General features: G+C 64.1%; 18 protein-coding genes. 7 read left to right on the top strand and 11 right to left on the bottom strand.

Annotation, left to right across the window (positions count from 1 at the left end; translation table 11 throughout):
- Nucleotides 1–42 precede the first annotated feature (42 nt).
- Nucleotides 43–2,265, top strand: coding sequence for a TonB-dependent siderophore receptor (locus A0O30_RS24985; RefSeq protein WP_105948442.1), 2,223 nt, complete (start codon nt 43–45; stop codon nt 2,263–2,265).
- Nucleotides 2,266–2,354: 89 nt separating this feature from the next.
- Here A0O30_RS24985 and A0O30_RS24980 read toward each other — a convergent pair whose 3' ends face one another.
- The 9 genes from A0O30_RS24980 to A0O30_RS24940 all read right to left on the bottom strand — a co-directional run bounded on the left by A0O30_RS24980 (nt 2,355) and on the right by A0O30_RS24940 (nt 14,302).
- On the bottom strand, nt 2,355–3,803 hold the full coding sequence (locus tag A0O30_RS24980; protein ID WP_177410308.1) for an NAD-dependent succinate-semialdehyde dehydrogenase: 1,449 nt from the start codon (nt 3,801–3,803) through the stop codon (nt 2,355–2,357).
- A gap of 62 nt (nt 3,804–3,865) precedes the next feature.
- The gene (locus tag A0O30_RS24975) at nt 3,866–5,551 is read right to left on the bottom strand and encodes a thiamine pyrophosphate-binding protein (protein WP_105948440.1); all 1,686 of its coding nucleotides are present in this window, start codon (nt 5,549–5,551) and stop codon (nt 3,866–3,868) included.
- A gap of 25 nt (nt 5,552–5,576) precedes the next feature.
- On the bottom strand, nt 5,577–6,773 hold the full coding sequence (locus A0O30_RS24970) for an FAD-binding oxidoreductase (RefSeq protein WP_105948439.1): 1,197 nt from the start codon (nt 6,771–6,773) through the stop codon (nt 5,577–5,579).
- Between the two features lie 27 nt (nt 6,774–6,800).
- Nucleotides 6,801–7,613: an NAD(P)-dependent oxidoreductase gene (locus tag A0O30_RS24965; RefSeq protein WP_105948438.1), complete on the bottom strand. Its 813-nt coding sequence runs from the start codon at nt 7,611–7,613 to the stop codon at nt 6,801–6,803.
- A gap of 25 nt (nt 7,614–7,638) precedes the next feature.
- Nucleotides 7,639–8,841: a pyridoxal phosphate-dependent aminotransferase gene (locus tag A0O30_RS24960; RefSeq protein ID WP_105948437.1), complete on the bottom strand. Its 1,203-nt coding sequence runs from the start codon at nt 8,839–8,841 to the stop codon at nt 7,639–7,641.
- Nucleotides 8,842–8,844: 3 nt separating this feature from the next.
- Nucleotides 8,845–10,509, bottom strand: coding sequence for a hydantoinase B/oxoprolinase family protein (locus tag A0O30_RS24955; protein WP_105948436.1), 1,665 nt, complete (start codon nt 10,507–10,509; stop codon nt 8,845–8,847).
- Nucleotides 10,510–10,533: 24 nt separating this feature from the next.
- Entirely contained in the window at nt 10,534–12,609 is a 2,076-nt protein-coding gene (locus tag A0O30_RS24950) for a hydantoinase/oxoprolinase family protein (protein WP_105948435.1), read from the bottom strand.
- A 195-nt stretch (nt 12,610–12,804) separates the two neighbouring features.
- On the bottom strand, nt 12,805–13,560 hold the full coding sequence (locus tag A0O30_RS24945; protein WP_105948434.1) for an SDR family oxidoreductase: 756 nt from the start codon (nt 13,558–13,560) through the stop codon (nt 12,805–12,807).
- A complete protein-coding gene (locus tag A0O30_RS24940) occupies nt 13,553–14,302 on the bottom strand; it encodes an SDR family NAD(P)-dependent oxidoreductase (RefSeq protein ID WP_105948433.1) in 750 nt (249 codons plus the stop codon). The genes A0O30_RS24945 and A0O30_RS24940 overlap by 8 nt, the downstream gene beginning before the upstream one ends.
- Nucleotides 14,303–14,386: 84 nt before the next feature.
- Between A0O30_RS24940 and A0O30_RS24935 the strand changes: the two genes are divergently transcribed.
- The 4 genes from A0O30_RS24935 to sfnR all read left to right on the top strand — a co-directional run bounded on the left by A0O30_RS24935 (nt 14,387) and on the right by sfnR (nt 18,097).
- Nucleotides 14,387–14,977 (top strand): TetR/AcrR family transcriptional regulator, encoded by a 591-nt coding sequence (locus tag A0O30_RS24935; RefSeq protein ID WP_105948432.1) that lies wholly within the window; start codon nt 14,387–14,389, stop codon nt 14,975–14,977.
- Between the two features lie 252 nt (nt 14,978–15,229).
- A complete protein-coding gene (gene msuE / locus A0O30_RS24930) occupies nt 15,230–15,790 on the top strand; it encodes an FMN reductase (RefSeq protein ID WP_016711107.1) in 561 nt (186 codons plus the stop codon).
- Nucleotides 15,791–15,799: 9 nt separating this feature from the next.
- A complete protein-coding gene (locus tag A0O30_RS24925; RefSeq protein ID WP_105948431.1) occupies nt 15,800–16,987 on the top strand; it encodes an acyl-CoA dehydrogenase family protein in 1,188 nt (395 codons plus the stop codon).
- A 9-nt stretch (nt 16,988–16,996) separates the two neighbouring features.
- Nucleotides 16,997–18,097, top strand: coding sequence for a sigma54-dependent transcriptional activator SfnR (gene sfnR, locus A0O30_RS24920; RefSeq protein ID WP_085593485.1), 1,101 nt, complete (start codon nt 16,997–16,999; stop codon nt 18,095–18,097).
- Nucleotides 18,098–18,208: 111 nt separating this feature from the next.
- On the opposite strand, the gene A0O30_RS24915 is transcribed toward sfnR, so the two are convergent.
- The gene (locus tag A0O30_RS24915) at nt 18,209–18,835 is read right to left on the bottom strand and encodes a glutathione S-transferase family protein (protein ID WP_105948430.1); all 627 of its coding nucleotides are present in this window, start codon (nt 18,833–18,835) and stop codon (nt 18,209–18,211) included.
- Nucleotides 18,836–19,069: 234 nt separating this feature from the next.
- Between A0O30_RS24915 and A0O30_RS24910 the strand changes: the two genes are divergently transcribed.
- Both A0O30_RS24910 and A0O30_RS24905 read left to right on the top strand, forming a co-directional pair.
- Nucleotides 19,070–20,389: an FAD-binding oxidoreductase gene (locus A0O30_RS24910; protein ID WP_105948429.1), complete on the top strand. Its 1,320-nt coding sequence runs from the start codon at nt 19,070–19,072 to the stop codon at nt 20,387–20,389.
- Between the two features lie 12 nt (nt 20,390–20,401).
- Nucleotides 20,402–21,184 (top strand): NAD(P)-binding domain-containing protein, encoded by a 783-nt coding sequence (locus A0O30_RS24905; protein WP_105948428.1) that lies wholly within the window; start codon nt 20,402–20,404, stop codon nt 21,182–21,184.
- A gap of 42 nt (nt 21,185–21,226) precedes the next feature.
- Here the strand turns inward: A0O30_RS24905 and A0O30_RS24900 are convergent, their stop codons facing one another.
- A complete protein-coding gene (locus A0O30_RS24900) occupies nt 21,227–22,705 on the bottom strand; it encodes an FAD-dependent oxidoreductase (protein ID WP_105948427.1) in 1,479 nt (492 codons plus the stop codon).
- Nucleotides 22,706–22,770: the final 65 nt, after the last annotated feature.

Here is a 22,770-nt window from a genome sequence, read left to right as displayed (position 1 = left end):
ACCAAAAAACCCCCTGCCCTCTGTACCTTCTGGAGCCCTCGCGTGTCCAATCGTCCCCTGTTCACCGGTCCGTCCCTTGCACTTCAGCGCGCCCCTTTGCCACAAGCGGTGCTCATTGGCATGGCTATTGGTAGCTGCGCGCTGGCGCCGATAGCCGCACACGCCCAAACGCCTGTCACCCATGAAGCGGCTGAAGAAACACCTGCCGTACCGGAGCTGCCAGCCACACTGATCGACGCCCAGGCTACCGCTGCCGACGCCCTCCCCCCTGTGTATGCCGGCGGCCAGGTGGCAACCGGCGGTCGCGTGGGCCTGCTGGGCAACAAAGACTTCATGGAAACGCCGTTCAGCACCATCAGCTATACCGACACCTACATCCAGGACCTGCAGGCCAGGGACATTACCGACGTGATCGCCGCCACCGACCCGTCGGTGTTCAGCAACGGCCTGACGGGCACGTTCAGCGAGAACTACTCGATCCGCGGCTTCCAGACCAGCGTCAGCGACATGACAGTGGATGGGCTGTTCGGCATGGCCCCTTACTACCGCGCCTCCCCCGAAATGTACGAGCGTATCGAAGTGCTCAAAGGCCCGTCGGCGCTGCTTAACGGCATGCCGCCAGGCGGCTCGGTGGGCGGCATCGTCAACCTCATCCCCAAGCGCGCCGCCGACACCCCGCTGACCCGGCTGACCGCCACCTATGCTTCCGACGCCCAGCTTGGCGGCCATATCGACGTGGGCCGGCGTTTCGGCGAGGGCAACCAGTTCGGCGTGCGCTTCAACGGTATGTACCGCGACGGTGATACCGCCATCGACGATCAGAACCAGCGCAACGTGTTGTCGTCGCTGGCGCTGGACTGGCGCGGTGAACGCGCCAAGCTGTCGCTTGACCTGTTCGATGCCGATGACCACATCAACGGCCAGAACCGTGGCATGGGCCTGGGCGCGGGTGTACCGGTACCCAGGCCGCCCAGCAACGACACGCTGCTCAACCCCGACTGGGCCTATGTGGAAACCAAGGACAAAGGCGCCATCCTGCGCGGTGAGTACCAGTTGAATGACCAGTTGCTGGCCTACGGTGCGGTCGGCACCAGCAAGACCGACTACCACTACAGTGGTGCACTGACAGCCACGGTGACCAACAGTGCCGGCGACTTCACCACCGATATGGGCCAGTTGAAGATGGAAATCCACAAGACGTCGGCCGAAGTGGGCCTGCGTGGCCATTTCGACACCTTCGGCATCAACCACCAGTGGTCGGTCAATGCCACCCAGTACAGTGACAAGCAAAAGGACTTTGGCCGCCGTGGCGCAGGTGCCAGCTGGACGACCAACATCTACAACCCGGTCTGGGGCCCGAAAGCACCCGAGGCCTGGCCATTGTTCTCGCACGTTGAGAACGACCTGAAAAGCTACGGCATCGCCGACACGCTCTCGGTGCTGGAGGACAGGGTGCAACTGACGCTGGGCGTGCGCCGTCAGGAGGTGGTCACCGACAGCTATAACACCCGAGCGGGCACCCGCAACAAGCCCGGCTACGACACCCATGCCACCACGCCCGCAGGGGCGATCCTGTTCAAGCTGACTGACGAGCTATCGCTGTACGCCAACTACATCGAGGGCCTGAGCAAAGGTGCCATTGCGCCGATTACCGCAAAAAACCGCGGCGACGTGTTTGCACCCTACAAGTCCAAACAGAAGGAAATCGGCCTGAAGCTCGACCTGGGCACCTTCAGCCACACGCTGGCGCTGTACGAAATCAAACGCCCAAGCAGCTACACGGACCCGGTGACCGATATCTTTTCATTTGGTGGCGAGCAACGTAACCGTGGCGTGGAATGGAGCTTCTTCGGGGCGCCGCGGCACGATGTGCGCCTGATGGGCGGGGTGGCTTACGTCGACCCTGAGCTGACCAAGACTGAACGCGGCGCCAATGACGGCAAGACCGCCACTGCGTACCCAAAGCTGCAGGGCAAGCTGGGGATGGAATGGGACATTCCAGGCCTTGAAGGGCTGACCCTGACTGGCAATGTTACATCGCAGTCCAAGCAGTACATCAATGCCGAGAACAGCCTGTCGATCCCGGGGTACACGATCTTTGACGTTGGCGCTCGCTATGCTACCCAGGTCGCCAGCAAGCCGGTGACCTTGCGTGCGAACATCAGCAACCTGGGTGACAAGGATTACTGGGGCGTACCACTGACCCAGGCCCTGGGACTGGGGGCACCACGGACGTATCAGCTGTCGGCCACCGTGGACTTCTGATCGACCCGCTTGCAGCGCCTGCGCCGGCCTCTTCGCGGGTAAAACCGCAAAAGGGCCGGCGCAGGCGCCTTCAGCCTCTCAGGCACGATTCAAAGCCCAAGGCACACATACTTGAGCTCCAGGTAGTCCTCGATCCCGTAACGCGAGCCTTCCCGGCCCAAGCCCGACGCCTTCACCCCACCAAACGGCGCCACCTCGGTCGCCACCACACCGACGTTAACCCCGACCATGCCGTACTCCAGCGCTTCGGACACGCGCCAGATGCGCCCGACGTCCCGGGCATACAGGTAGCAGGCCAGCCCGAACTCGGTGTCATTGGCCTGGGCAATCACCTCCTCCTCGCTGCTGAAGCGGAAGATCGGCGCTACCGGCCCGAAGATTTCCTCACGCGCTACACGCATGTCCGGTGTGACATCCGCCAGCAAGGTCGGCTCGAAGAAGGCCTCGCCCAAGGCATGCCGGCGCCCACCCGCCACCACCCTCGCTCCGGCCTCCACAGCCTCGCCCACCAGCCGCTCAACACCAATGGCCGCACGCCCATCGATCATCGGCCCGACCTGTGTGCCAGGCGCATCACCCTGCCCGACTACCAATTCCCCCACCCGTTCGGCAAACCGCGCCACGAAACGCTCGTAGATGCCGTCCTGGATGTAGAAACGGTTGGCGCACACGCAGGTCTGCCCGCTGTTACGGAACTTGGCGATCAGCGCACCTTCCACCGCCTTTTCCAGGTCGGCATCGTCGAACACGATGAACGGGGCGTTGCCACCCAACTCCATGGTCACCTTCTTCACCGTCGCCGCCGACTGCTGCAACAACTGGATGCCGATGGGCGTCGAGCCGGTGAACGACAGCTTGCGCACCATCGGACTGGCCGTCAGCTCGCCGCCGATGGCCGCCGAGTCACCGGTGACCACGCTGAGGACACCCGCCGGAATGCCGGCACGCTCGGCCAGCACGCACAGCGCCAGCGCACTGAATGGCGTTTGCGAAGCGGGCTTGAGCACCAGCGTGCAGCCCGCCGCCAGGGCCGGCGCCGCCTTGCGCGTGATCATCGCTGCCGGGAAGTTCCACGGCGTGATGGCCGCGCAGACGCCGATCGGCTCTTTGGTCACGATCAAGCGCCGGTCACCGTTCGGTGAAGGGATCACATCGCCATAGATGCGCTTGCCTTCCTCGGCGTAAAACTCCACATAAGCCGCGGCAAAGGCAATTTCGCCACGGGATTCGGCCAATGGCTTGCCTTGTTCAGCAGTCATGATGCGCGCCAGGTCTTCCTGGTGGGCAAGGATTTCGCGGAACCAGGCGTGCAGCCGGGCTGCGCGCTCCTTGGCGGTCAGTGCCCGCCACGCCGGCAAGGCGCGCTCGGCGGCGGCGATGGCGCGGCGGGTCTCATCTGCCCCCATGCGCGGCACATGGCCGAGCACTTCGCCTGTGGCCGGGTTGGTCACGGCAATGCGCTGGCCGCTGTCGGCGGCCAGCCATTGTCCATCGATAAAGCAAACTTCACGCAGCAGATCACGATCGGCAAGGTTCATGTCGATTGGCTCGTTCGAAGGATGAAAAAGGTGGGGCCGGACCGCGCCCCACCTGAGGTGAATCAGCGTTTGGCCTGCAGGGCCTTGTCGCGGATCTGGCTGAGGGTCATGCGCGGGGTCAGGGCTTCAGGGTCGACCTGCACTTCGATCAGCGCCGGCTTGCCGGACGCCTGGCAACGCTCGAAGGCGGCGGCGAAGTCCTCAGTGCGAGTGACCGTTTCACCGTGCAGCCCATAGGCGCGCGCCAGGGCGGCAAAGTCCGGGTTATGCAGTTCGGTGCCAGACACCCGGCCCGGGTAAGTACGCTCCTGGTGCATGCGGATGGTGCCGTACATGCCGTTGTTGACCACCACCGTGATCACCCGGGCGTCGTAGTGCGCCGCCGTGGCCAGCTCCTGGCCATTCATCAGGAAGCAACCGTCGCCGGCAAACGCCACTACCGTGCGCTGCGGGTAGGTCAACTTGGCTGCTACTGCTGCCGGCACGCCGTACCCCATGGAGCCATTGGTAGGCCCGAGCAGCGTACGGAATACACGGTGCTGGTAGCCACGGTGTACCCAGCCGGTGTAGTTACCGGCACCGCAGGTAAGGATGCTATCGGCCGGCAAGGTCTTGTTCAGCCAGGCGATCACTTCGCTCATCTGCACATCACCCGGCGAACGCGGGGTTTCGAAGTTGCCCCGGTAGCCGCTGTTCAGGCTGGCGACCCAGTCTGTGAACGCCGCCGGGCGCACGGCGGGCAAGGTGGCGGCCTGGTTCAGGAAGCTGGCCGGGCCGGCATTGATGCCCAGGGTCGGCTGGTAGACGCGGCCAATTTCTTCGGCGCTGGCATGCACATGCACCAGCGCCTGTTTCGGTGTCGGGATGTCGACCAGCGCGTAACCGCCCGTGGTCATTTCGCCCAGACGTGCGCCTACCACGATCAACAGGTCAGATTGCTTCACCGCATCGACCAATACCGGGCCGGCAGCCAGGCCAAGGTCGCCGGCATAGTGCGGGTCGGTGTTGTCGAACAGGTCCTGGCAGCGGAATGACGCCGCCAGCGGCAAATGCTGCGCCTGCACGAAGCGCTTCAGGTCGGCCACCGCCTGGTCGTTCCAGCCACCGCCACCGGCAATCACCAGTGGCCGCTCGGCCTTGGCCAGCAGCGCCTGAAGTTCGCCAAGCGCCTGCGGCGCCGGGGCAGCTTCGACACGCTGGGCCGGGCGGGCATCGGCCACTTGTACCAAGTCTGTCAGCATGTCTTCCGGCAAGGCGATTACCACCGGCCCGGGGCGGCCGCTGATGGCGCGCTGGAAGGCCTGGTTGACCAGCTCGGGAATGCGTGCGGCATCGTCGATCTGCACCACCCACTTGGCCATCTGGCCGAACATGCGCCGGTAATCCACTTCCTGGAAGGCTTCGCGTTCGATCTGGTCGCGGGCCACCTGGCCGATGAACAGCAGCATCGGCGTGGAGTCCTGGAAGGCGGTGTGCACGCCCACCGAGGCGTTGGTGGCGCCCGGGCCACGGGTGACGAAGCAGATGCCCGGCTTGCCGGTCAACTTGCCGTAGGCCTCGGCCATGTAGGCGGCACCACCCTCCTGGCGGCAGACGATGAGGTCGATTTCATCTTGCACGTCATGCAGTGCATCGAGCACCGCCAGGTAGCTTTCACCCGGTACACAGAACGCACGCGCGACACCATTCACCCGCAGAGCATCGACCAGTACCTGGCCACCACTGCGCTTCACTTCGGAGTTGCTCATTGTTGTTCTCCCTCAGGCGCTACGGTCAGATGACCGAATCTTCCAGGAACGGCTTGTTGTCGATCACCCGCTGGTAGCTCAGCGCGCCCAGGTCGAGTGAGCGGTAGCCGCCATAGGTGATCAGCTCGGACAGCCCGCGGCCAATGGCCGGCGCCTGTTGCAGGCCATGGCCACTGAAGCCGTTGCAGAACAGGAAGTTGCTCACTTCGTTATGCGGGCCAACGATGGCGTTGTGGTCGAGCACGCAGAAGTCGTAGTGCCCGGCCCAGTAGTTGACCACTTTGATGCCCTCGAACGCGGGCACACGCTCGGCAAGAATCGGCCACACCTCTTCGTCAAACTCCTCGTGCAGCACGTCGAAGTCTTCAAAGTCCACTTCCGGGTCGTTTTTGGGGTAGGTGCCGCCCAGGTAGAACTTGCCTTCGGGGCGGAAGAACACCCCGGTCGGGTCGATGGTCAGCGGCACGCTGCCTTCCAGCGGGGTGCGGCAGTCGAACACGAACAGCGAGCGGCGCCGTGGCTCGACCGGAATATCCAGGCCCGCCATGCGCGCGACCTTGGTGCCCCGAGTACCGGCACAGTTCACCAACAGGCCGCAGCCGATGCGCTCGCCGCTGGCCAGCTGAACGCCGGTAATGCGGTCACCTTCACGCTGGATACCCGCCACCTCGTTCTCGATGTACTCGATACCCATCGAGCGCGCCTTGCGGCGGAAGCCGTTGAGCATGCCAAGGCTGTCGAACCAGCCTTCTCCACTCTGGCCATAACTGGCGCCAGCGAGGCTGTCGATGTTCACCCAGGGAAACTTGCGCTGGAGCTGCTCGGGGTCGAGCAGGTGCACATCCGCGCCGTGGGACACCTGGGTATCGTGCAGGCGGCGCAGCACTTCATAGCCCTTGTCGTCGCCAAGGAACAGGTAGCCATTCTCGTGGAAGGCCAAGTCCGGGCGGTCGCCATCCACTTCCATCACGTCGGGGAAGTTGCGCACGAATTCGGCGCCGAACCTGGAGATTTCAATGTTGATCGGGTTGGAAAACTGCTGACGGATCGAGCTGCTGGACAACGCGGTGGCCGACTTGTTGTAGGTCCAGTCGCGCTCGATGACCAGCACCGAGCCCTTGAAGTCCGGGTTGTTGGCCAGGAAGTAGGCGGTGGCGCTGCCGTTCACTGCGCCGCCGACGATCACCACATCGTAATTCTGTTGTTTAGCGGTGGAAGCCATGGAATTAGCTCTCTTCTGATGTGGGCGTTATTTCGGGTCTTCGAAATGGCCGGCGCCGGCGAAGTTGCCGCCGTGGTAGCGTGCAGCCGGTTCATTCGGGTGCAGTGGCGGGTGCTCGGCCAGGACCTTGTCGCGGTAGTCGTCGGCGCTGTCCTTGGGCACATAGCCGATCGATGAGGCCAGGCGGTTGTCCCACAGGCTTTCGCGGTTGGCCGACATGCCATAGACAATCATGTGCCCCACCCGTGGCGCCAACAGCGAGCGCTCGGTGAGTTGGGCGAAGTCGTCGAACGACAGCCAGGTGGCGAGCATGCGCCGGTCCAGCGGCTCGGGGAACGACGACCCGATGCGCAGGTTGACCGACTCGATGGCGAACTTGTCCCAGTAGTAGCGGCCCAGGTCTTCGGCAAAGCACTTGCTGACGCCATACAGGCTGTCGGGGCGATGCGCGGCGGTGGCATCGATGGTCTCGGTGCGGTCATAGAAGCCGATGGCGTGGTTGGAGCTGGTGTACACCACACGCGTCACACCGTTGCGCCGCGCCGCTTCGTAAATGTTGTAGGTGCCGACGATGTTGCCGTTGAGGATCTTCTCGAAGGTGTCCTCCACCGGTACACCACCAGCATGCACGATGGCATCGACGCCTTCGGTCAGCGGCAGCACATCGTTGAAGTTGGCCAGGTCGCAGCGCACCAACTGCTCATGGGGCGCAGCCTGGCCCATGTCGGCGATGTCGGTCAGGCGCAACTCGTCGGCGAAGGCGGCCAGGTGCTTGCGCAGCACGCTGCCCAGGCGCCCGGCGGCGCCGGTGATCAGCAGGCGTTTGAAAGGCTTGCTCATGTGTTACCTCGATTGCTTGATGGGCTCAGGACAGCGCCGCGAACGCGTCGCGCAACTGCCCCAGGGCTTGTTCCAGTTCCTGCCGCGACGTGGCGAACGACAGACGAATGTAGGGCTCCAGGCCAAACGCCGAACCCGGCACGGTCGCGACTTTGCCGACCCGCAACAGGTAGGCCGACAGGTCGGCATCGTTGCCAATGACCTGGCCATCCGGGGTGCGCTTGCCGATGAAGGCACTGACCTCGGGGAACGCATAGAACGCGCCCTGCGGCATCTGCAGCTGCAAGCCCGGGATCTGCGCCAACCCTTGCACCACCAGCGCGCCACGCGCCTGGTATTCACGGTTGGCCTCCCGCACGAAGTCCTGCGGCCCGTTCAACGCCGCCACGGCGGCCAGCTGCGAAATGCTCGACGGGCAGGTGGTGGTTTGTGACTGGGTCTTGTTCATGGCCACGACCAGGTCTTTCGGCCCGGCGGCGTAACCCAGGCGGTAGCCAGTCATGGCATAGGCCTTGGACACGCCGTTGATCAGCAAGGTGCGCTCGCGCAGTTGCGGGCAAGCAGTGACGAACGACACGAACGGCTGATCGCCCAGCACGATGTGCTCGTAGATTTCGTCGGAGATGATCAGCACGTTCGGGTGGCGCTCCAGCACCTGGCCCAACGCCGCGAACTCTTCACGGGTGAAGATCGCCCCGCTCGGGTTGTTCGGCGAGTTGAGCATCACCCAGCGCGTGCGCGGGGTAATGGCCGCGTCCAGCTGCTCGGGCTTGAGCTTGAACCCTTGCTCGGCGCCGCAAGGGATGACCTTGGGCACACCACCGTTGAGTATGGCCATGTCGGTGTACGACACCCAGTACGGCGCCGGGGTGATCACCTCGTCGCCCGGTTCGAGCGTGGCCAGAAAGGCATTGAACAACAGCTGCTTGGCACCGTTGCCTACGCAGATTTCGGCCAGGCCATAGACCAGGTCATTTTCCCGGGCAAACTTGTCGACGATGGCCTGGCGCAACACCTCCAGGCCATTGGGCCCGGTGTAATGGTTGTTGCCCGCCAGCATGGCCTGGTAGGCCGCCTCGATCACGTGGGCCGGTACGTTGTAATCCGGCTCGCCGAGTGCCAGGTTGATGACCGGTTCGCCCTTGGCCAGCATCTGCTTGGCCAGTACCGACACGGCCATGCTTGGCGAGCTTTTTACCGCGCGCACGCGGCTGCTTTGCACGTCCATCGTCTAGCGCTCCTGAGCGGCGTCAAAGCCGTAGTCGTTACGTGCCTGTTCGGCGCTGATGTAACCCGCACGCACATCGCGCTCAACCTGCTTGCGGTCGCGCTGGCGCGGGTCGCCATAACCACCGCCACCGGGGAGGCGCAGCACCAGGCGGCGCTCAGCGGGTACAAATTGCTGGCCTTTGCCGCGCAGCAAGCTGCCGTCATCCAGGCCAACGAAACCTTGGGCGCCCTCCTTGCCGCCCTCCAGGCCGCGTGCCGGGTACTGGATACGGTCGAACATGGCACTGAAGCGGAAGCTGTAGCCTTCGGCCGCCGAGACTTCGATTTCCTGGCCCAGGCCACCGCGCAACTGGCCGGCACCGCCAGAGCCTTCGCGCAGCTCCTTGCGCCAGACCACTACCGGGCCGGCATGCTCGGTGGCTTCCACCGGCATGGTGTGCACGCCGCTAGGGAACGCCGTGGCGCTCAGGCCATCCATCGCCGAGCGGGCACCCATGCCGCCGCTGTTGAACATCAGCATCTCGGCGTTGCGGCCGTTGGGGTTGCTCTCCAGCGGGCGCACGCTCAGGTGCAGGTTCCACAGGGCGCTGGCACCCTCGGCCGGCACCTTGCCTGGCAGGCACTTGTGCAGCGCGCCGAGCACCAGGTCGGGCACAAAATGGCCCAGCACATGGCGCACCGATACCGGCGCCGGGTGCTTGGCATTGAGGATGCAGCCTTCGGGCGCGGTGACTTCGAACGGCGCCAGCGAAGCGGTGTTGTTCGGGATTTCTGGTGCGACGATGCACTTGAGGCCATAGCAGGCATAAGCCTTGGCGTAGCCCAACGGCACGTTAATGCCGAACTGGCTCATGCCCGAGGTGCCGGTAAAGTCGCTCTTGATACCGTCGGGGCCAACCGTGATGGTCACCGCCAGGGTTACCGGCACATCGTAGCCGTCGAGGGTCATGCTGTTGCTGTAGGTGCCGTGGGGCAGCGACTTGAAGCATTCCAGGGTAGCGCGACGGCTGTGTTCGAGAATGAACCCGCCGATGTGCTCCAGGTCGTCCAGCTTGAACTCTTCGAGCATGTCCAGCAGGCGCTTGTGGCCGGTTTCGTTGCACGCCGACAGCGCATAGAAGTCGCCCACTACCCGGTCGTTCTCACGCACGTTGTTGCGCAGGATGTTGATCAGGTCGCGGTTGACCTTGCCGCGCTCGAACAACTTCATGATCGGGATGAACAGGCCTTCTTCATACACTTCGCGGGCATCGGGGCCGAAGCCCCGGCCACCGATATCGACCACGTGGGCAGTACTGGCGAAATAGCCGATCAACTTGCCCTTGTAGAAGGACGGCGAAACGATGGTGATGTCGTGCAGGTGGCCAGTGCCCTTCCACGGATCGTTGGTCACGTAGACATCGCCTTCGAAAATGTTGTCCTCGCCGATGTCATTGATGAAGTGCACCACCGCCTCGGCCATGGTGTTCACATGGCCAGGGGTGCCGGTGACGGCCTGGGCCAGCATGTTGCCGGCACGGTCGAACACCCCGGCGGACAGGTCGCCGGCTTCGCGCACACTGGTGGAGAAGGCAGTGCGGATCAGGGTCAGGGCCTGCTCTTCGACCACCGAGACCAGGCGGTTCCACATCACCTGCATTTGAATGTCGATCAACGTATCGCTCATGGTTCTGGCTTCCGAATTCAGGCGTTAGCGGCGCACGACCAGCAGGCAGCCGTCTGGCTGGACCGTGGCGGTGAAGTTGGAGGTGACGAAGGTCGAGGTTTCGCGCTCGACGATGATCGCCGGGCCGTCGACACGGGCACCGACTTGCAGCTCTTCGCGTGGGTGGATGCCGGCTTCGACAAAACCACCGGCGGCCACGTCGAACACCTGGCGGCGGGAAATCTCATGGGCGCGGTAGGCGGCGCCCACTTCTTCAACCTGCGTGACAGGTGGCAGGGGCGAACTGGCCTTGACCGACCAACTGACGATCTCGATGTCCGGCCCTTCGATGGGGCGGCCAAAGAAGCGGGTGTAGGCCTCTTCGAAGCGGGCCTTGAACTCTACCGTGTCGGCAGCGCTGAAGGCTTTGAATGGCAAGGCAACCGGGATTTCCCAGCCCTGGCCCACATACCGCATGAACGCAGTGCAGTCCATCTCCGGCTCGCCTTCTGGCATGCCCTGGCGCAGGAAGCCCAGCGATTCGGCTTTCATCTCGTCGATCAGGTCATTGACCTGCGCGGCCTCGAACTCGGACAAGCGGACGAACGCACTGCGTACGGCCTCGTAGCCGAATGGCGCACGCAGGAAGCCGATCGCCGAACCCACACCGGCACCCGCCGGGACGATGAAGCGTGCCACCCCCATTTTCTCGCACAGCCGTGCAGCGTGCAGCGGGCCGCCACCGCCGAAGGTGATCATGGTGTAGTCGGCAATGTCCTTGCCGCTTTCCACCGCATGCACACGGCCGGCGTTGGCCATGTTCTCGTCAACCACTTCGCACACGCCAAACGCTGCGGTGTCGGCCTGCATGCCCAACGGCTGGCCGATGACCCGGGCCATGGCATTGGCCGCGTTGTCGGTGGACAAACGCAGCGCGCCACCGGCGAAGTTGTCTGCATCCAGGCGGCCGAGCAGCAGGTTGGCGTCGGTGATGGTCGGCTCCAGGCCACCACGGCCGTAACAGGCCGGGCCAGGCTCGGAGGCCGCACTGTGCGGGCCCACGCGAATCTGGCGCATGCTGTCGATGCTGGCGATGGAGCCGCCGCCAGCACCGATTTCGACCATTTCCACCACCGGGATGGAAATCGGCATGCCGCTGCCCTTCTTGAAGCGGTAGGTACGGGCAACCTCGAAGGTTTTCGCGGTTTTCGGTACCTGGTCTTCGATCAGGCAGATTTTCGCCGTGGTGCCACCCATGTCGAACGACAGCACGTTCTCCAGCTGGTAGCGGCGGGCGATGTCGGCCGCAAAGATGGCGCCACCGGCCGGGCCGGACTCCACCAGACGGACCGGGAACTCAGCGGCGCTTTGCACCGAGATGATGCCGCCACCGGAGTGGATCATGAACACCGGGCAATCAGCACCTTCTTGTATGAGGGTCACCACCAGACGGTCCAGATAGGACTTGATCAGCGGCTTGACGTAGGCGTTGGCGCATACAGTATTGAAACGCTCGAACTCACGCATCTGCGGCGAGACTTCGTTCGAAATCGAGATCGACAACTGCGGCAGTCGCGCCTGCAGGGCATCGCGCAACTGGCGTTCGTGGGCACCGTTGACGTAGCTGTGAATGAAGCCGATGGCCACGCTTTCGTAGTTGCCTTCGGCGATGCGCTCGACCAGGGCATCGATCTCGGCCTGCGCAGGGGCGATCAGCACCTGACCTTTGACATTCAGGCGCTCACGCAGGGTGTAGCGGTGTTCACGATCGATCAGTGGCGGCGGCAGGGCGATGTTGATGTCGTATTGCTCGAAACGGTTTTCGGTGCGCATTTCCAGGGTGTCCCGGAAGCCTTCGGTGGTGATGAAGGCGGTGCGCGCGCCACGGCGCTCGATCAGCGCGTTGGTGGCCAGGGTGGTGCCGTGGATCAACTGGTCGATGTCCGACAAGGCCAGGCCCGCCTGCTCCACCACCTGGCGCACGCCGGTGAGGATGGCCCGTTCAGGCAGCTCGTAGTCGGTCAGGATCTTGGTCGAATGCAGCACGCCGTTCACGTCCAGCGCGATATCGGTGAAGGTGCCGCCTATGTCCACGCCGACCCGGCATGATGTCGCAGTCATCGTCATATCCCCTGCAATGCTTTGTAGTTGTCTCGACCGGTTGAAGCGGTCTTCATGTAAGTTATATGTTGTCTTACAGGTGGTCAAGCACCTATTTGCTCAAATCTGCATTGCCTGCACCGCACCTGTGGGAACGGGTTCATCGCGGCGGCGAACCGCCGCGAAGAGGCCGGTACAGGCAACCGTACTGCCAGATCAACCCGCCGTCTTGACCATCCGCCCGCCACCCACCGCCTGCGCCGTGGGGAACACTTCCAAACGCGAGACATCCACCTGCCGCGGCATCTTCAGCGCCGCCAGCAACAGCTGGGCGATATCTTCCGGCTGGATCGACTCATAACCGTCATACAGCTCACTGCCCGCCGCCTGCATGCCCATGGCAGTCTTGTACAGCTGGGTCTGCACCCGGCCCGGGGCTATCTCGGTCACCCGCACGCCACTGCCCAACAGGTCACAACGCAAGGCATCGCAGAACAGGCTAACCCCGGCCTTGGACGCGCCGTACACCGCTGCGCCCGGGTGCGGCGCTCGGCCAGCACTGGAGCCAATGAAGAACAGGTGCCCCCTGCCCCGTTCGACCATGCCTGGCAGCACCTGGCGCGCCAGGTGCAACGGCGCCTTGAGGTTGATGTCGAGCATGTTGTCGATTTCGGCTTCGTCGATGTCCTGGAATGCCGCCCGGGTGGACAGAATGCCCGCGTTGTTGACCAGCACATCCACCGCCCGCCCTTCCAGCGCGGCAGCCAGCGAACGGTAATCACGCACATCCGCCTGCAAGGTGGTCACACCCGGCTCGCCAGCCAGCTCGGCCAACGCCTCAGGGCTACGCCCCACGGCAATCACTTGCAGGCCGGCATCACGCAGCGCCAGTACGATGGCCTTGCCGATACCGCTGGTAGCCCCGGTCACCAGCGCGCGCTGGTAGCCCTCGGGGAATGCGACTTCAGGCATAGATGTAACCCCCGCTGACAATCACGTTTTCACCGGTGGCGTAGCTGTTGCGGCTGCTGCCCATCATCACGATCCACTCGGCGATTTCTGCCGGTTCCGCAGCACGGCCCAGCGGGTTGGCTGCCGCCAGCTCGCCGAGGAAGCCCAGCTGTTTGGCGCGCTCGGTGGCAAAACCGGCCGGGGCTACCGAGTTGACCAGGATCTGGTCCTTGGCACAGGCCTGGGCAAACGACTTGGTCAGGCTTACCACCGCTGCCTTGGTGGCGGCATAGTGGGCGTTTTGCGGGTGGGCCTTGAAGGCGTCCACCGACGTCACGTTGACAATACGCCCGGTCACCGCCGGGGCCGCCACGTACTGCTGCATGTGGCGCACCGCAGCGACCATCATGTGGTAGGTGCCCTTGATGTTGACGGCGTTCTCCAGGTCCCACTCGTCGTCAGTGATCTCGAAGATGTCCTTGCGCGGGTAGATGGCCGCACTGTTGACCAGGCAATGCACCCGCCCCAAGCCTTCGACGATCTGGGCGAAGGCCGCATGGGCGGTGTCCTTGCGGGCAATGTCGCCTACTGCGATTGCCACTTCTACACCCCGCCCGCGCAGTTCTTCCGCAGCTTGTACCAGCAATTGCTCGTTGCGGTCGATCAGGCCGATTTTACCGGCACCACGTTTTACCATCAGCCGGGCTGTTTCCAGGCCCAGACCCGAGGCACCACCTACAATCACCACCGTTTGATTTTCCACAAAACACCTCCGCGATTGAGTCTTTACGTAAGATGCCTGTTGTCTTACATTTGGTCAAACATCAATTCGCCGACAGGTGCTTCCATGCCCGCTTCCAGCCTCTCGCCCGTACCCACTCCGCACGCTCGGGACCGCTTGCTGGATGCGGCCAGCGCCTTGTTTGCCAGCCATGGCTACCAAGCCATCGGCCTGCGTGACCTGGCCAGCCACCTGGGCCTGCGCGCCGGCTCGCTGTACCACCACATCGAGAGCAAACAGGGGCTGCTGTTCGAACTGATCGAGTCGAGCCTGACCGACCTGCTGTACGAAACCCGACAATGCCTCAAAGGTGCCCGTACCACCAGTGAACGCTTGCCGTGCTTCGTGCAGGCCTTCGTGACGTATAGCCAGGCCAACCCCGACAAACTGGTGTTGCTGACGCGGGAAGCCATGAACCTGAACACAGAGCAACTGTTGCAGATCGAACAGTTGAAAATGCAATACAGCGGGCTGCTCAGTGACATTGTCGCCGCAGAATGCGGGCTGCCGGCACTCCGAGCGCGGTCGATTGCCCATGCCGTGCTGGGTTTGCTGTGCGGGCAGGCGCAATGGGGAAGCGTGATCACCGCGAGGGATCAACTGGTAACATTCGTACAGGGCATTGTCGGTACCGGCAAGACCCCGGCTTATCGATAAAAATGCATAACAATATGAATTCTTATTCTTTTTTTAATAAACGATAATCCTCTATAACTCTCCCCACTGCACAGCCGCCAACACCTGGCCAACTGTTCGCAGCGCAACACCCAATCAACACGAAACGCCCGCCCGGCAACAGCGACGCAAACCTGCTAACGCGATAACGTGTTGATTTAGAAGAACATTAGAACCCGGCACGACGATTGCTCAAGCAAAGTCCCCCGCTCAACCCGAACCGGAGACCTGCCCATGAGCACCCCACTGAACGTCGTAGCCCTGTCCGGCGGCACTTCCCGCCCCTCACGCACCCTGGCCCTGACCGAGGCGATCCTTGCCGAACTGGCCGAGCACCTGCACATCAAGCCGCACCTGATCGAACTGGGCGACATCGCCCGCCCACTGGGCAGCGCCCTGTGGCGCAGCGAACTGCCCGACACCGTCGAGCAGCAACTGCGCCTGGTGGAAAAGGCCGACCTGCTGGTGGTGACCACCCCCGTGTACCGCGGCAGCTTTACCGGCCACTTCAAGCACCTGTTCGACCTGATCGGCCAGGACGCCCTTGTCGACACCCCGGTTCTGCTCGCCGCCACTGGCGGCAGCGAACGCCATGCGCTGGTGCTCGACCACCAGCTGCGCCCGCTGTTCAGCTTCCTGCAAGCCCTGACCCTGCCCATCGGCGTGTTCGCCAGCCAGGCAGAACTGGCCGACTACCGCGTATCCAGCGATGCCCTCGCCGCCCGTATCCGCCTGGCTGCAGAGCGTGCCGTGCCGCTGTTCGGCGCCCACCACGCACTGCGTAAAAGCGCCTGAGGAGCGGCCATGAATGCACCTGTGAATACCCCGCTGCGCCCGGCCTTGGCGATTGCCCGCGAACTGGCCGGGCAGTTTGCCCAGACCGCCGTCGAACGCGACGAGCGCGGCGGCACGCCGAAAGCCGAGCGCGATGCCCTGCGAGACAGCGGCCTGCTGTCGCTGGTGATCCCGCAGGCCTTCGGTGGCCAGGGCGCCAACTGGCACGACACGTTCGCGGTGGTGCGCGAGTTCGCCCGGGTCGACAGCTCCATTGCCCACGTGTTCGGCTTTCACCACCTGATGCTGGCCACCGTGCGCCTGTTCTCACGCCCCGACCAATGGCAGCCCTGGTTCGAACAAACCGCCCGAAAACAGTGGTTCTGGGGCAATGCCCTGAACCCGCTGGACACCCGCACGGTGGTCAAGCACTTCGATGGCTGGTGCGAGTTTTCGGGCAAGAAAAGCTTCTGCTCCGGTGCCAGCGACTCGGAAATGCTCATCGCCTCGGCGGTGGACGAACGTGCCGGCGGCAAGCTGCTGATTGCTGCCATCCCCAGTGGCCGCACCGGCATCAGCCTGCACAGCGACTGGAACAACATCGGTCAACGCCAGACCGACAGCGGCAGCGCCACGTTCGAGCGGGTACGGGTAGAGCACAACGAACTGCTACTCGACCCAGGCCCGCTGAGCACTCCGTTCGCCGCCCTGCGCCCGCTGATTGCCCAGCTGCACTTCGCCAACCTGTTCCTCGGCATTGCCGAAGGCGCCTTCGAAGAAGCCCGCCAGTACACCCTCAAGGAAAGCCGGCCATGGTTCCGCTCCAGCGCCGCCAGCAGTGCCGAAGACCCTTACGTGCTGCGCCATTACGGCGAGTTCTGGGTTGGCCTTGAAAGCGTGCGTCTGCTGATCGAACAGGCCGCACGCCAGCTGGATGCCGCCTGGGCCAAGGAACATGCCCTCACGGCAGAAGAGCGCGGCGACCTGGCCCTGGCCATCGGCACCGCCAAGGTCGCCGCCAGCCGCCACGGCCTGGACATCTGCAACCGCCTGTTCGAAGTCACCGGCGCACGCGCCACCCATGCCTCGCTACGCTTCGACCGCCATTGGCGCAACCTTCGCACACAAACCCTGCACGATCCGGTGGACTACCGCATCCACGAACTCGGCGAGTGGGCCCTCAACGACAAGCGCCCTGCCCCATCCTTCTATTCCTGAGGATTGCCCATGCAACTGCTGACCCTCCCCCCGTCACCGACACTGGCTACCTCGATCAGGGCGACCGCACAGGTCTTCGAAGACCCCAGGTCGCAGGCGCTGCTCGCCCACTTGCAACAGGTCGCCCCCAGCGAGGCCAGCGTCCTGATCATCGGCGAAACCGGTACGGGCAAGGAGCTGGTCGCACGCCACATCCACAACCTCAGCGGCCGGCGCAACGGCCCGTTCGTCGCAGTCAACTGCGGGGCGTTCTCCGAGTCGCTGGTGGAGGCCGAACTGTTCGGCCATGAAAAAGGCGCCTTCACCGGCGCGCTGGCGGCCAAGGCCGGCTGGTTCGAGGAAGCCAATGGCGGCACGTTGTTTCTCGACGAAATCGGCGACCTGCCCCTGCCGATCCAGGTCAAGCTGCTGCGCGTGCTGCAAGAGCGCGAGGTGGTGCGGCTAGGGTCGCGCAAGAGCATTCCGATCAACGTGCGGGTACTGGCGGCGACCAACGTGCAGCTGGAAAAGGCCATCAACGCCGGGCATTTTCGTGAAGACCTGTACTACCGCCTGAACGTGGTGACCTTGCAGTTGCACCCGCTGCGCGACCGCCCGGGTGACATCCTGCCGCTGGCCCGGCACTTCATTCGCAGCTACAGCGACCGGCTGGGGTACGGACCGGTAGAGCTGAGCGCCAAGGCCCAGGCCAAACTGGTGGAGTACAGCTGGCCGGGCAATATCCGCGAACTGGAAAACGTGATTCACCATAGCTTGCTCACTTGCGGCGATGGCACGGTGCAGGCTCAGGACCTGCGTTTGTCCAACCTGCGCATCGAGCGGCAGGAGGAAGAGCCAGCGGGAAATGGTGTGGAGGACTTGCTGCAGCGGGCGTTCAGCCGGTTGTACGAGGAGCAGTCGGGCGACCTGTACGAGAAAGTGGAAAATGCCCTGCTGCGCTCGGCCTACCGGTTCTGCCATTACAACCAGGTGCATACCGCGCAGTTGCTGGGGTTGTCGCGCAACATCACCCGCACGCGGCTGATCGCGATTGGCGAGTTGGTGGTGAACAAGCGCCGGGGGCAAGAGCAGCAAGTGCTGGACAACCGGGTGGTGCGGTTGTCCATCTGAACCTTGTATTGCCTGCGCTGGCCTCTTCGCGGCTAAAGCCGCTCCCACAGGTACTGCTCAAGACCCAAGCATTGTGAAGCCCCTGTGGGAGCGGCTTTAGCCGCGAAGGCGTCAGGATGCCGTACGCGGCATCAGCTCATACGGATGCTTCCACCCCGGCAGCGCCTGGATCCGCGCCTTCCAAGCCTCGATATGGGTGAACTCTGCCAGCGGGATCCCGGTATCTTCAGGCATGAACACATACCCCGCCAACGACAGATCGGCGATGGTCAGCCGGCCGCCAACCATGAACGGCGTCTTCGCCAGGTGCGCATCGACAATACGGTAAGCCGCCGTGGCACGCTCACGCAGGAACCGCGTCACGTCCGTTTCCCCAGTTTTCTTCAGGCAAAACAGAAAGCGCAGCGCGGCGTAGTAGCTGGTGAACTTGTGGTTGTCGAACAGCATCCAGCGCCAGATCTCGCGTTTTTCGTCTTCATCACGCGGGCCGAACTGGCCGGTCTGTTCGGCAAGGTAGTCCAGGATCAACGCAGACTGGGTGAAGGTTTTGCCCGCGTGCTCCAGCACCGGCACCTCGCCCTGCTCGTTCACCTCGTCACGCCACGTTTGCTCACGGGTCTGGCCATGGAAAAAGTCGACGAACACCGGCTGCCAGGCTTGGCCAGTAAGTTCAAGCATGAGCGCGACCTTGAAGGCGTTGCCGGATTCGGCGAAGCAATGCAGCGTGTAGTCGGACATGGGCGAACCTTCATTTTCCTTTGAATGATCGTGTCGGGCGATTCACGGGTTCGCCCGCGAAGAAGCCGTAGCGCCGAGCAAATCACGCCCGGCCCGCCACGGTCAATCTATCTTCAGGCAATCTGGACGGCGGTTGTTCTCCTGCAGCCAGAACATCCCATTCCCCGTCCCTCCCGTCATAGTCCCCGCACAACCGCCAATGCCATAGTGGAGAAAACAACACGGATAAAAACCATGTACAGAAACACCTCTACCCCCGCGGACGACAACGGTTGCGGCTGGTTCCACCTCAGCCCCCCACGCCAGCCACGCGTCGCGCACCGGGGGCGGAGCGAGGCGCGCTGGGTGGTGCTTGGCGCGGGCTTTACCGGCCTTGCCGCCGCACGGCAACTGGCCCTGCACCACCCGGACGACGAGGTGATCCTGGTCGAGGCCCAGGAAGTCGGTTTCGGCGCCTCCGGGCGCAACTCCGGCTTTGCCATCGACCTGCCCCACGACATCGGTGCCGCCGACTACATCGGCGACCTGCCCACCGCGCGGATGAACCTCAAGCTCAACCTGCGTGCGCAGGCGATCCTTCGCGGGCTGATCACCCAGCACGGCATCGACTGCCAGATCCGCCCGGACGGCAAGTACCAGGCCGCCGTCGAAGACAAAGGCCTGGCCGTGCTCGAAGCCTACCGCAGCGGCCTGGAAAAGCTCGGCCAGCCCTACCAGATGATCGACACCCGCGACCTGCCCGAGCACTTCGGCACCGGCTTCTACCGCAAGGCGCTGTACACGCCTGGCACCCAACTGCTGCAACCGGCCGCCCTGGCCAAGGGCCTGGCCGAAAGCCTGCCGGCCAATGTGACCCTGCACGAGCGCACCACCATCACCCACATCGAGCAGGGCCGGCGCATCACCCTCAAGCACGCCAACGGTGAAATCGTCGCCGACCAGCTGTTGCTCACCAACAACGCCTTCGCCTCATACTTCGGCTTCCTGCCCGGCCGCCTGCTGCCGATTTTCACCTACGCCAGCATGACCCGCCCGCTGACCGAAGACGAACAGGCCCGCCTGGGCGGCAAAGCCAGTTGGGGCATCATCCCGGCCGACCCGTTCGGCAGCACCCTGCGGCGCACCCCGGACCAGCGCCTGCTGGTGCGCAACAGCTTCAGCTTCAATGCCGACGGCCGTGCCAACCCCCGCCATATCGCCCGCGCCGGGCGTCAGCATCGTGAGTCGTTCGAGCGACGCTTCCCGATGTTGTCGGGCATACCGTTCGAATACACCTGGGGCGGTTCGATGTGCCTGTCGCGCAACCACCTGTCGCACTTCGGCACCCTGGCGCCCAACGTACACGCGGCGTTGTGTTGCAACGGCCTGGGCATCACCCGTGGCACGGCGACGGGCACCTTGCTGGCTGACTGGCTGAGCGGTGAGCGCGACGAGCTGATCGACTTTCTGCTCGGCAGCGCAGGCCCCAACCGCAACCCGCCTGAACCGCTGTTGAGCGCGGGCGTCAACCTGAACCTGCACTGGGGCCAGCGCCGCGCCGGCCTGGAAAGCTGAAAAGGAGGCACCATGCATAGCCTGGGCATTCTCGGGGTGGGCGAACTCACCGAAAAAGTGGTCATCGGCCTGCGCCGCAGCGGTTTTGACGGCCCCATCCTGCTTTCACCGCGCAATGCTCAACGGGCCGCCGTGCTTGCCCGCGACCATGGTTGCCAGGTGCTGGCCAGCAACCAGGCGGTAGTCGACCAGGCAGAACTGCTGATACTTGGCGTACGCCCGCATTCGCTTGCCGAACTGGCCGATGAGGTACAACTGCGCCCCGGCCAGCGCCTGGTTTCGCTGGCTGCCGGGATCGGCCTTGCGCAACTGGCCAGCGCCTTCCCCGGCGCCCTTTGTGTACGTGCGATGCTGTCGTATGCGGCGCAGTACAACCAGTCGACGGTAGTCGTCTGCCCGCCCGATGCGCTCACCACGCAGTACCTGGGGCCGCTGGGCAAACTGGTGGTCCTGCACGGCGAGCCTGAATTCGAACTGGCCACCGTTGCAGCCTGCATGAATGGCTGGTTCTACTTCCTGCTGCACGACTTGCAGCAGTGGCTGATGGACAAAGGCCTGCCCGCAACCGAGGCACGTGCGCTGGTGCTAGGCAACCTGCAAGACTGCGTGGCCAGCGCCGGGCAGCAGCCGGAATACACGCTCAAGGCCCTGGGCCAGGCCATTGCCACGCCGGGCACCTTTACCGCAGACGGGCTGGCGGTACTGATGCATCAGCCGGTCAGTGCCACCTGGGGTGCAGCGTGCGAAGTGGTACTGGACGGGTTGTTGACGCGCGCCGGGCTGACCGGGCGATAAGCGCCACAGGGCCGACGAGTGCATCGTCGGCCCCGCCTGCCGCTACAGCTGCCGATACACCCGCACCGTGTCCTCCTCGAAATGCTTCAGCTCCGCCTGCCGCCGTGCCTCCGACCAGCCCAGTACCGCCGCCACCTGCTGCGACAGCTGCTCTACCCGCGCCCGCCCCAGGTCCGGGTCCAACCCACAGGGCAGGCGCCTGCGCACCACATCCACCAGCCGCACCACATGCTCGCGCCGCACCACTGCCGCGATGTCGTCACTGTCGACCCGACCGCGTTCCAGCATGCCTTCAGGCGCCTTGCCACGCTTGCCCAGCCGCGCCTCCACGCCACGGGCAATCACCCGTGCAGCGTGGCGGTGCAGCATGATGGTGGAACCGGTCAGCGTCAGCAGGCCCGGCTTGCCCGCCGCTTCGCTCAGACGTACCGGCAAGTGTGTGCTGCGCCCATCCAGCGTCGAGGTCGGGCGCACACCACACCAGCAGTGCTGCACATCGTCGCGGGTCAGTTGCAGGTCGGGGAACAGGTGGTTGGCTTCGCTGAGGATGTAGTCGATTTCGCTGTCCTCTACCCGTACGGTGTCCGGGTCGTCATGGAATTCCGACTCAGTTGGCCCAATGAAGTGGAACTCGCGCCAAGGGAACACGTAGTAAGGCTCACCCTTGCTGGAGAACGCCTCCAGGCCCTGACCGCGATACGCCTCGGGCAGGCGTACCATCACGTTCACACCCTTGATCCCCAGCACCCTTGGGCCAGCGTCGGCCGCACCCGGCACGCGGTCCACCCAGGGGCCTGCGGCGTTGATCACCACGTTGGCGGTCAACCTGGCCTGGCCCTGGGTCTCAGGGGCCTGCTCGTCCAGGGTCAATCGCCACTGGGCATCCTGGCGTTGCAACTGGCTGACGCGGGTGTAGGTGCGCACCGTAGCGCCACGCCATTGCGCGTCCAACGCTGTGTCGACGCAAATGCGCTCGGGCCAGGCATACATGTACTCCTCGAACACGCCCACCCCGCGCAGCGGCCCACCCAGCCCGGCTGCCATGGCGCTGTCCCCCGCCGCCTGCTGCTGCGACTGGCGCCGGTAGGCCAGCGGCACCTTCCAGCCACCCAGCGCCTCGACCAGGCGAAACCCCATGTCCACCAGCCATTCCGGGTAACGGTCACCCCGGCGGAACGGGTAATGGAAGCGGTGCCGGGTCAGGTGGCCTGGCATGTCCTTGACCAGCTCGGCACGGCAGCGCATCACCTGGCGGGTGTAGCGCAGCCGCTGCCACATGTCCAATGGCCGGAACGGGATCTGCCACAGCGGGTAGCGTGCTGCCAGGTAACCCAGCCCCGAATAGAGCATGCGGCTGGAGCGTGAGGAGGTACCGGCGCCGATATCGCCACGGTCCACCAGCAAGGTGCGGAAGTTACGGGCGGCCAGTTGCCGGGCAGCGGCACAGCCGACCGCACCGGCGCCGATGACCACCACGTCGTAATGGTCGCCATCAAGGGAGTCGAGTGAGGGGCGGGTCATGGTTCTGATTCCAGGTAGTTGTAATTGTGCTGAAAACCTCAGTACCGGCAAGCCGGCCCCCACAC

This window comes from Pseudomonas sp. LLC-1 (genome assembly GCF_002992185.1).
Lineage (GTDB): Bacteria > Pseudomonadota > Gammaproteobacteria > Pseudomonadales > Pseudomonadaceae > Aquipseudomonas > Aquipseudomonas monteilii.
This window is presented reverse-complemented; position numbering and strand designations above follow the sequence as displayed.

Coding starts and splice junctions, on each gene's coding strand:
- sfnR (WP_085593485.1), top strand. CDS start 16,997: ATGCAACTGCTGACCCTCCCCCCGTCACCGACACTGGCTACCTCGATC.
- A0O30_RS24970 (WP_105948439.1), bottom strand. CDS start 6,773: ATGGCTTCCACCGCTAAACAACAGAATTACGATGTGGTGATCGTCGGC.
- A0O30_RS24955 (WP_105948436.1), bottom strand. CDS start 10,509: ATGAGCGATACGTTGATCGACATTCAAATGCAGGTGATGTGGAACCGC.
- msuE (WP_016711107.1), top strand. CDS start 15,230: ATGAGCACCCCACTGAACGTCGTAGCCCTGTCCGGCGGCACTTCCCGC.
- A0O30_RS24915 (WP_105948430.1), bottom strand. CDS start 18,835: ATGTCCGACTACACGCTGCATTGCTTCGCCGAATCCGGCAACGCCTTC.
- A0O30_RS24975 (WP_105948440.1), bottom strand. CDS start 5,551: ATGAGCAACTCCGAAGTGAAGCGCAGTGGTGGCCAGGTACTGGTCGAT.
- A0O30_RS24900 (WP_105948427.1), bottom strand. CDS start 22,705: ATGACCCGCCCCTCACTCGACTCCCTTGATGGCGACCATTACGACGTG.
- A0O30_RS24910 (WP_105948429.1), top strand. CDS start 19,070: ATGTACAGAAACACCTCTACCCCCGCGGACGACAACGGTTGCGGCTGG.
- A0O30_RS24905 (WP_105948428.1), top strand. CDS start 20,402: ATGCATAGCCTGGGCATTCTCGGGGTGGGCGAACTCACCGAAAAAGTG.
- A0O30_RS24960 (WP_105948437.1), bottom strand. CDS start 8,841: ATGGACGTGCAAAGCAGCCGCGTGCGCGCGGTAAAAAGCTCGCCAAGC.
- A0O30_RS24950 (WP_105948435.1), bottom strand. CDS start 12,609: ATGACTGCGACATCATGCCGGGTCGGCGTGGACATAGGCGGCACCTTC.
- A0O30_RS24965 (WP_105948438.1), bottom strand. CDS start 7,613: ATGAGCAAGCCTTTCAAACGCCTGCTGATCACCGGCGCCGCCGGGCGC.
- A0O30_RS24925 (WP_105948431.1), top strand. CDS start 15,800: ATGAATGCACCTGTGAATACCCCGCTGCGCCCGGCCTTGGCGATTGCC.
- A0O30_RS24980 (WP_177410308.1), bottom strand. CDS start 3,803: ATGAACCTTGCCGATCGTGATCTGCTGCGTGAAGTTTGCTTTATCGAT.
- A0O30_RS24935 (WP_105948432.1), top strand. CDS start 14,387: ATGCCCGCTTCCAGCCTCTCGCCCGTACCCACTCCGCACGCTCGGGAC.
- A0O30_RS24945 (WP_105948434.1), bottom strand. CDS start 13,560: ATGCCTGAAGTCGCATTCCCCGAGGGCTACCAGCGCGCGCTGGTGACC.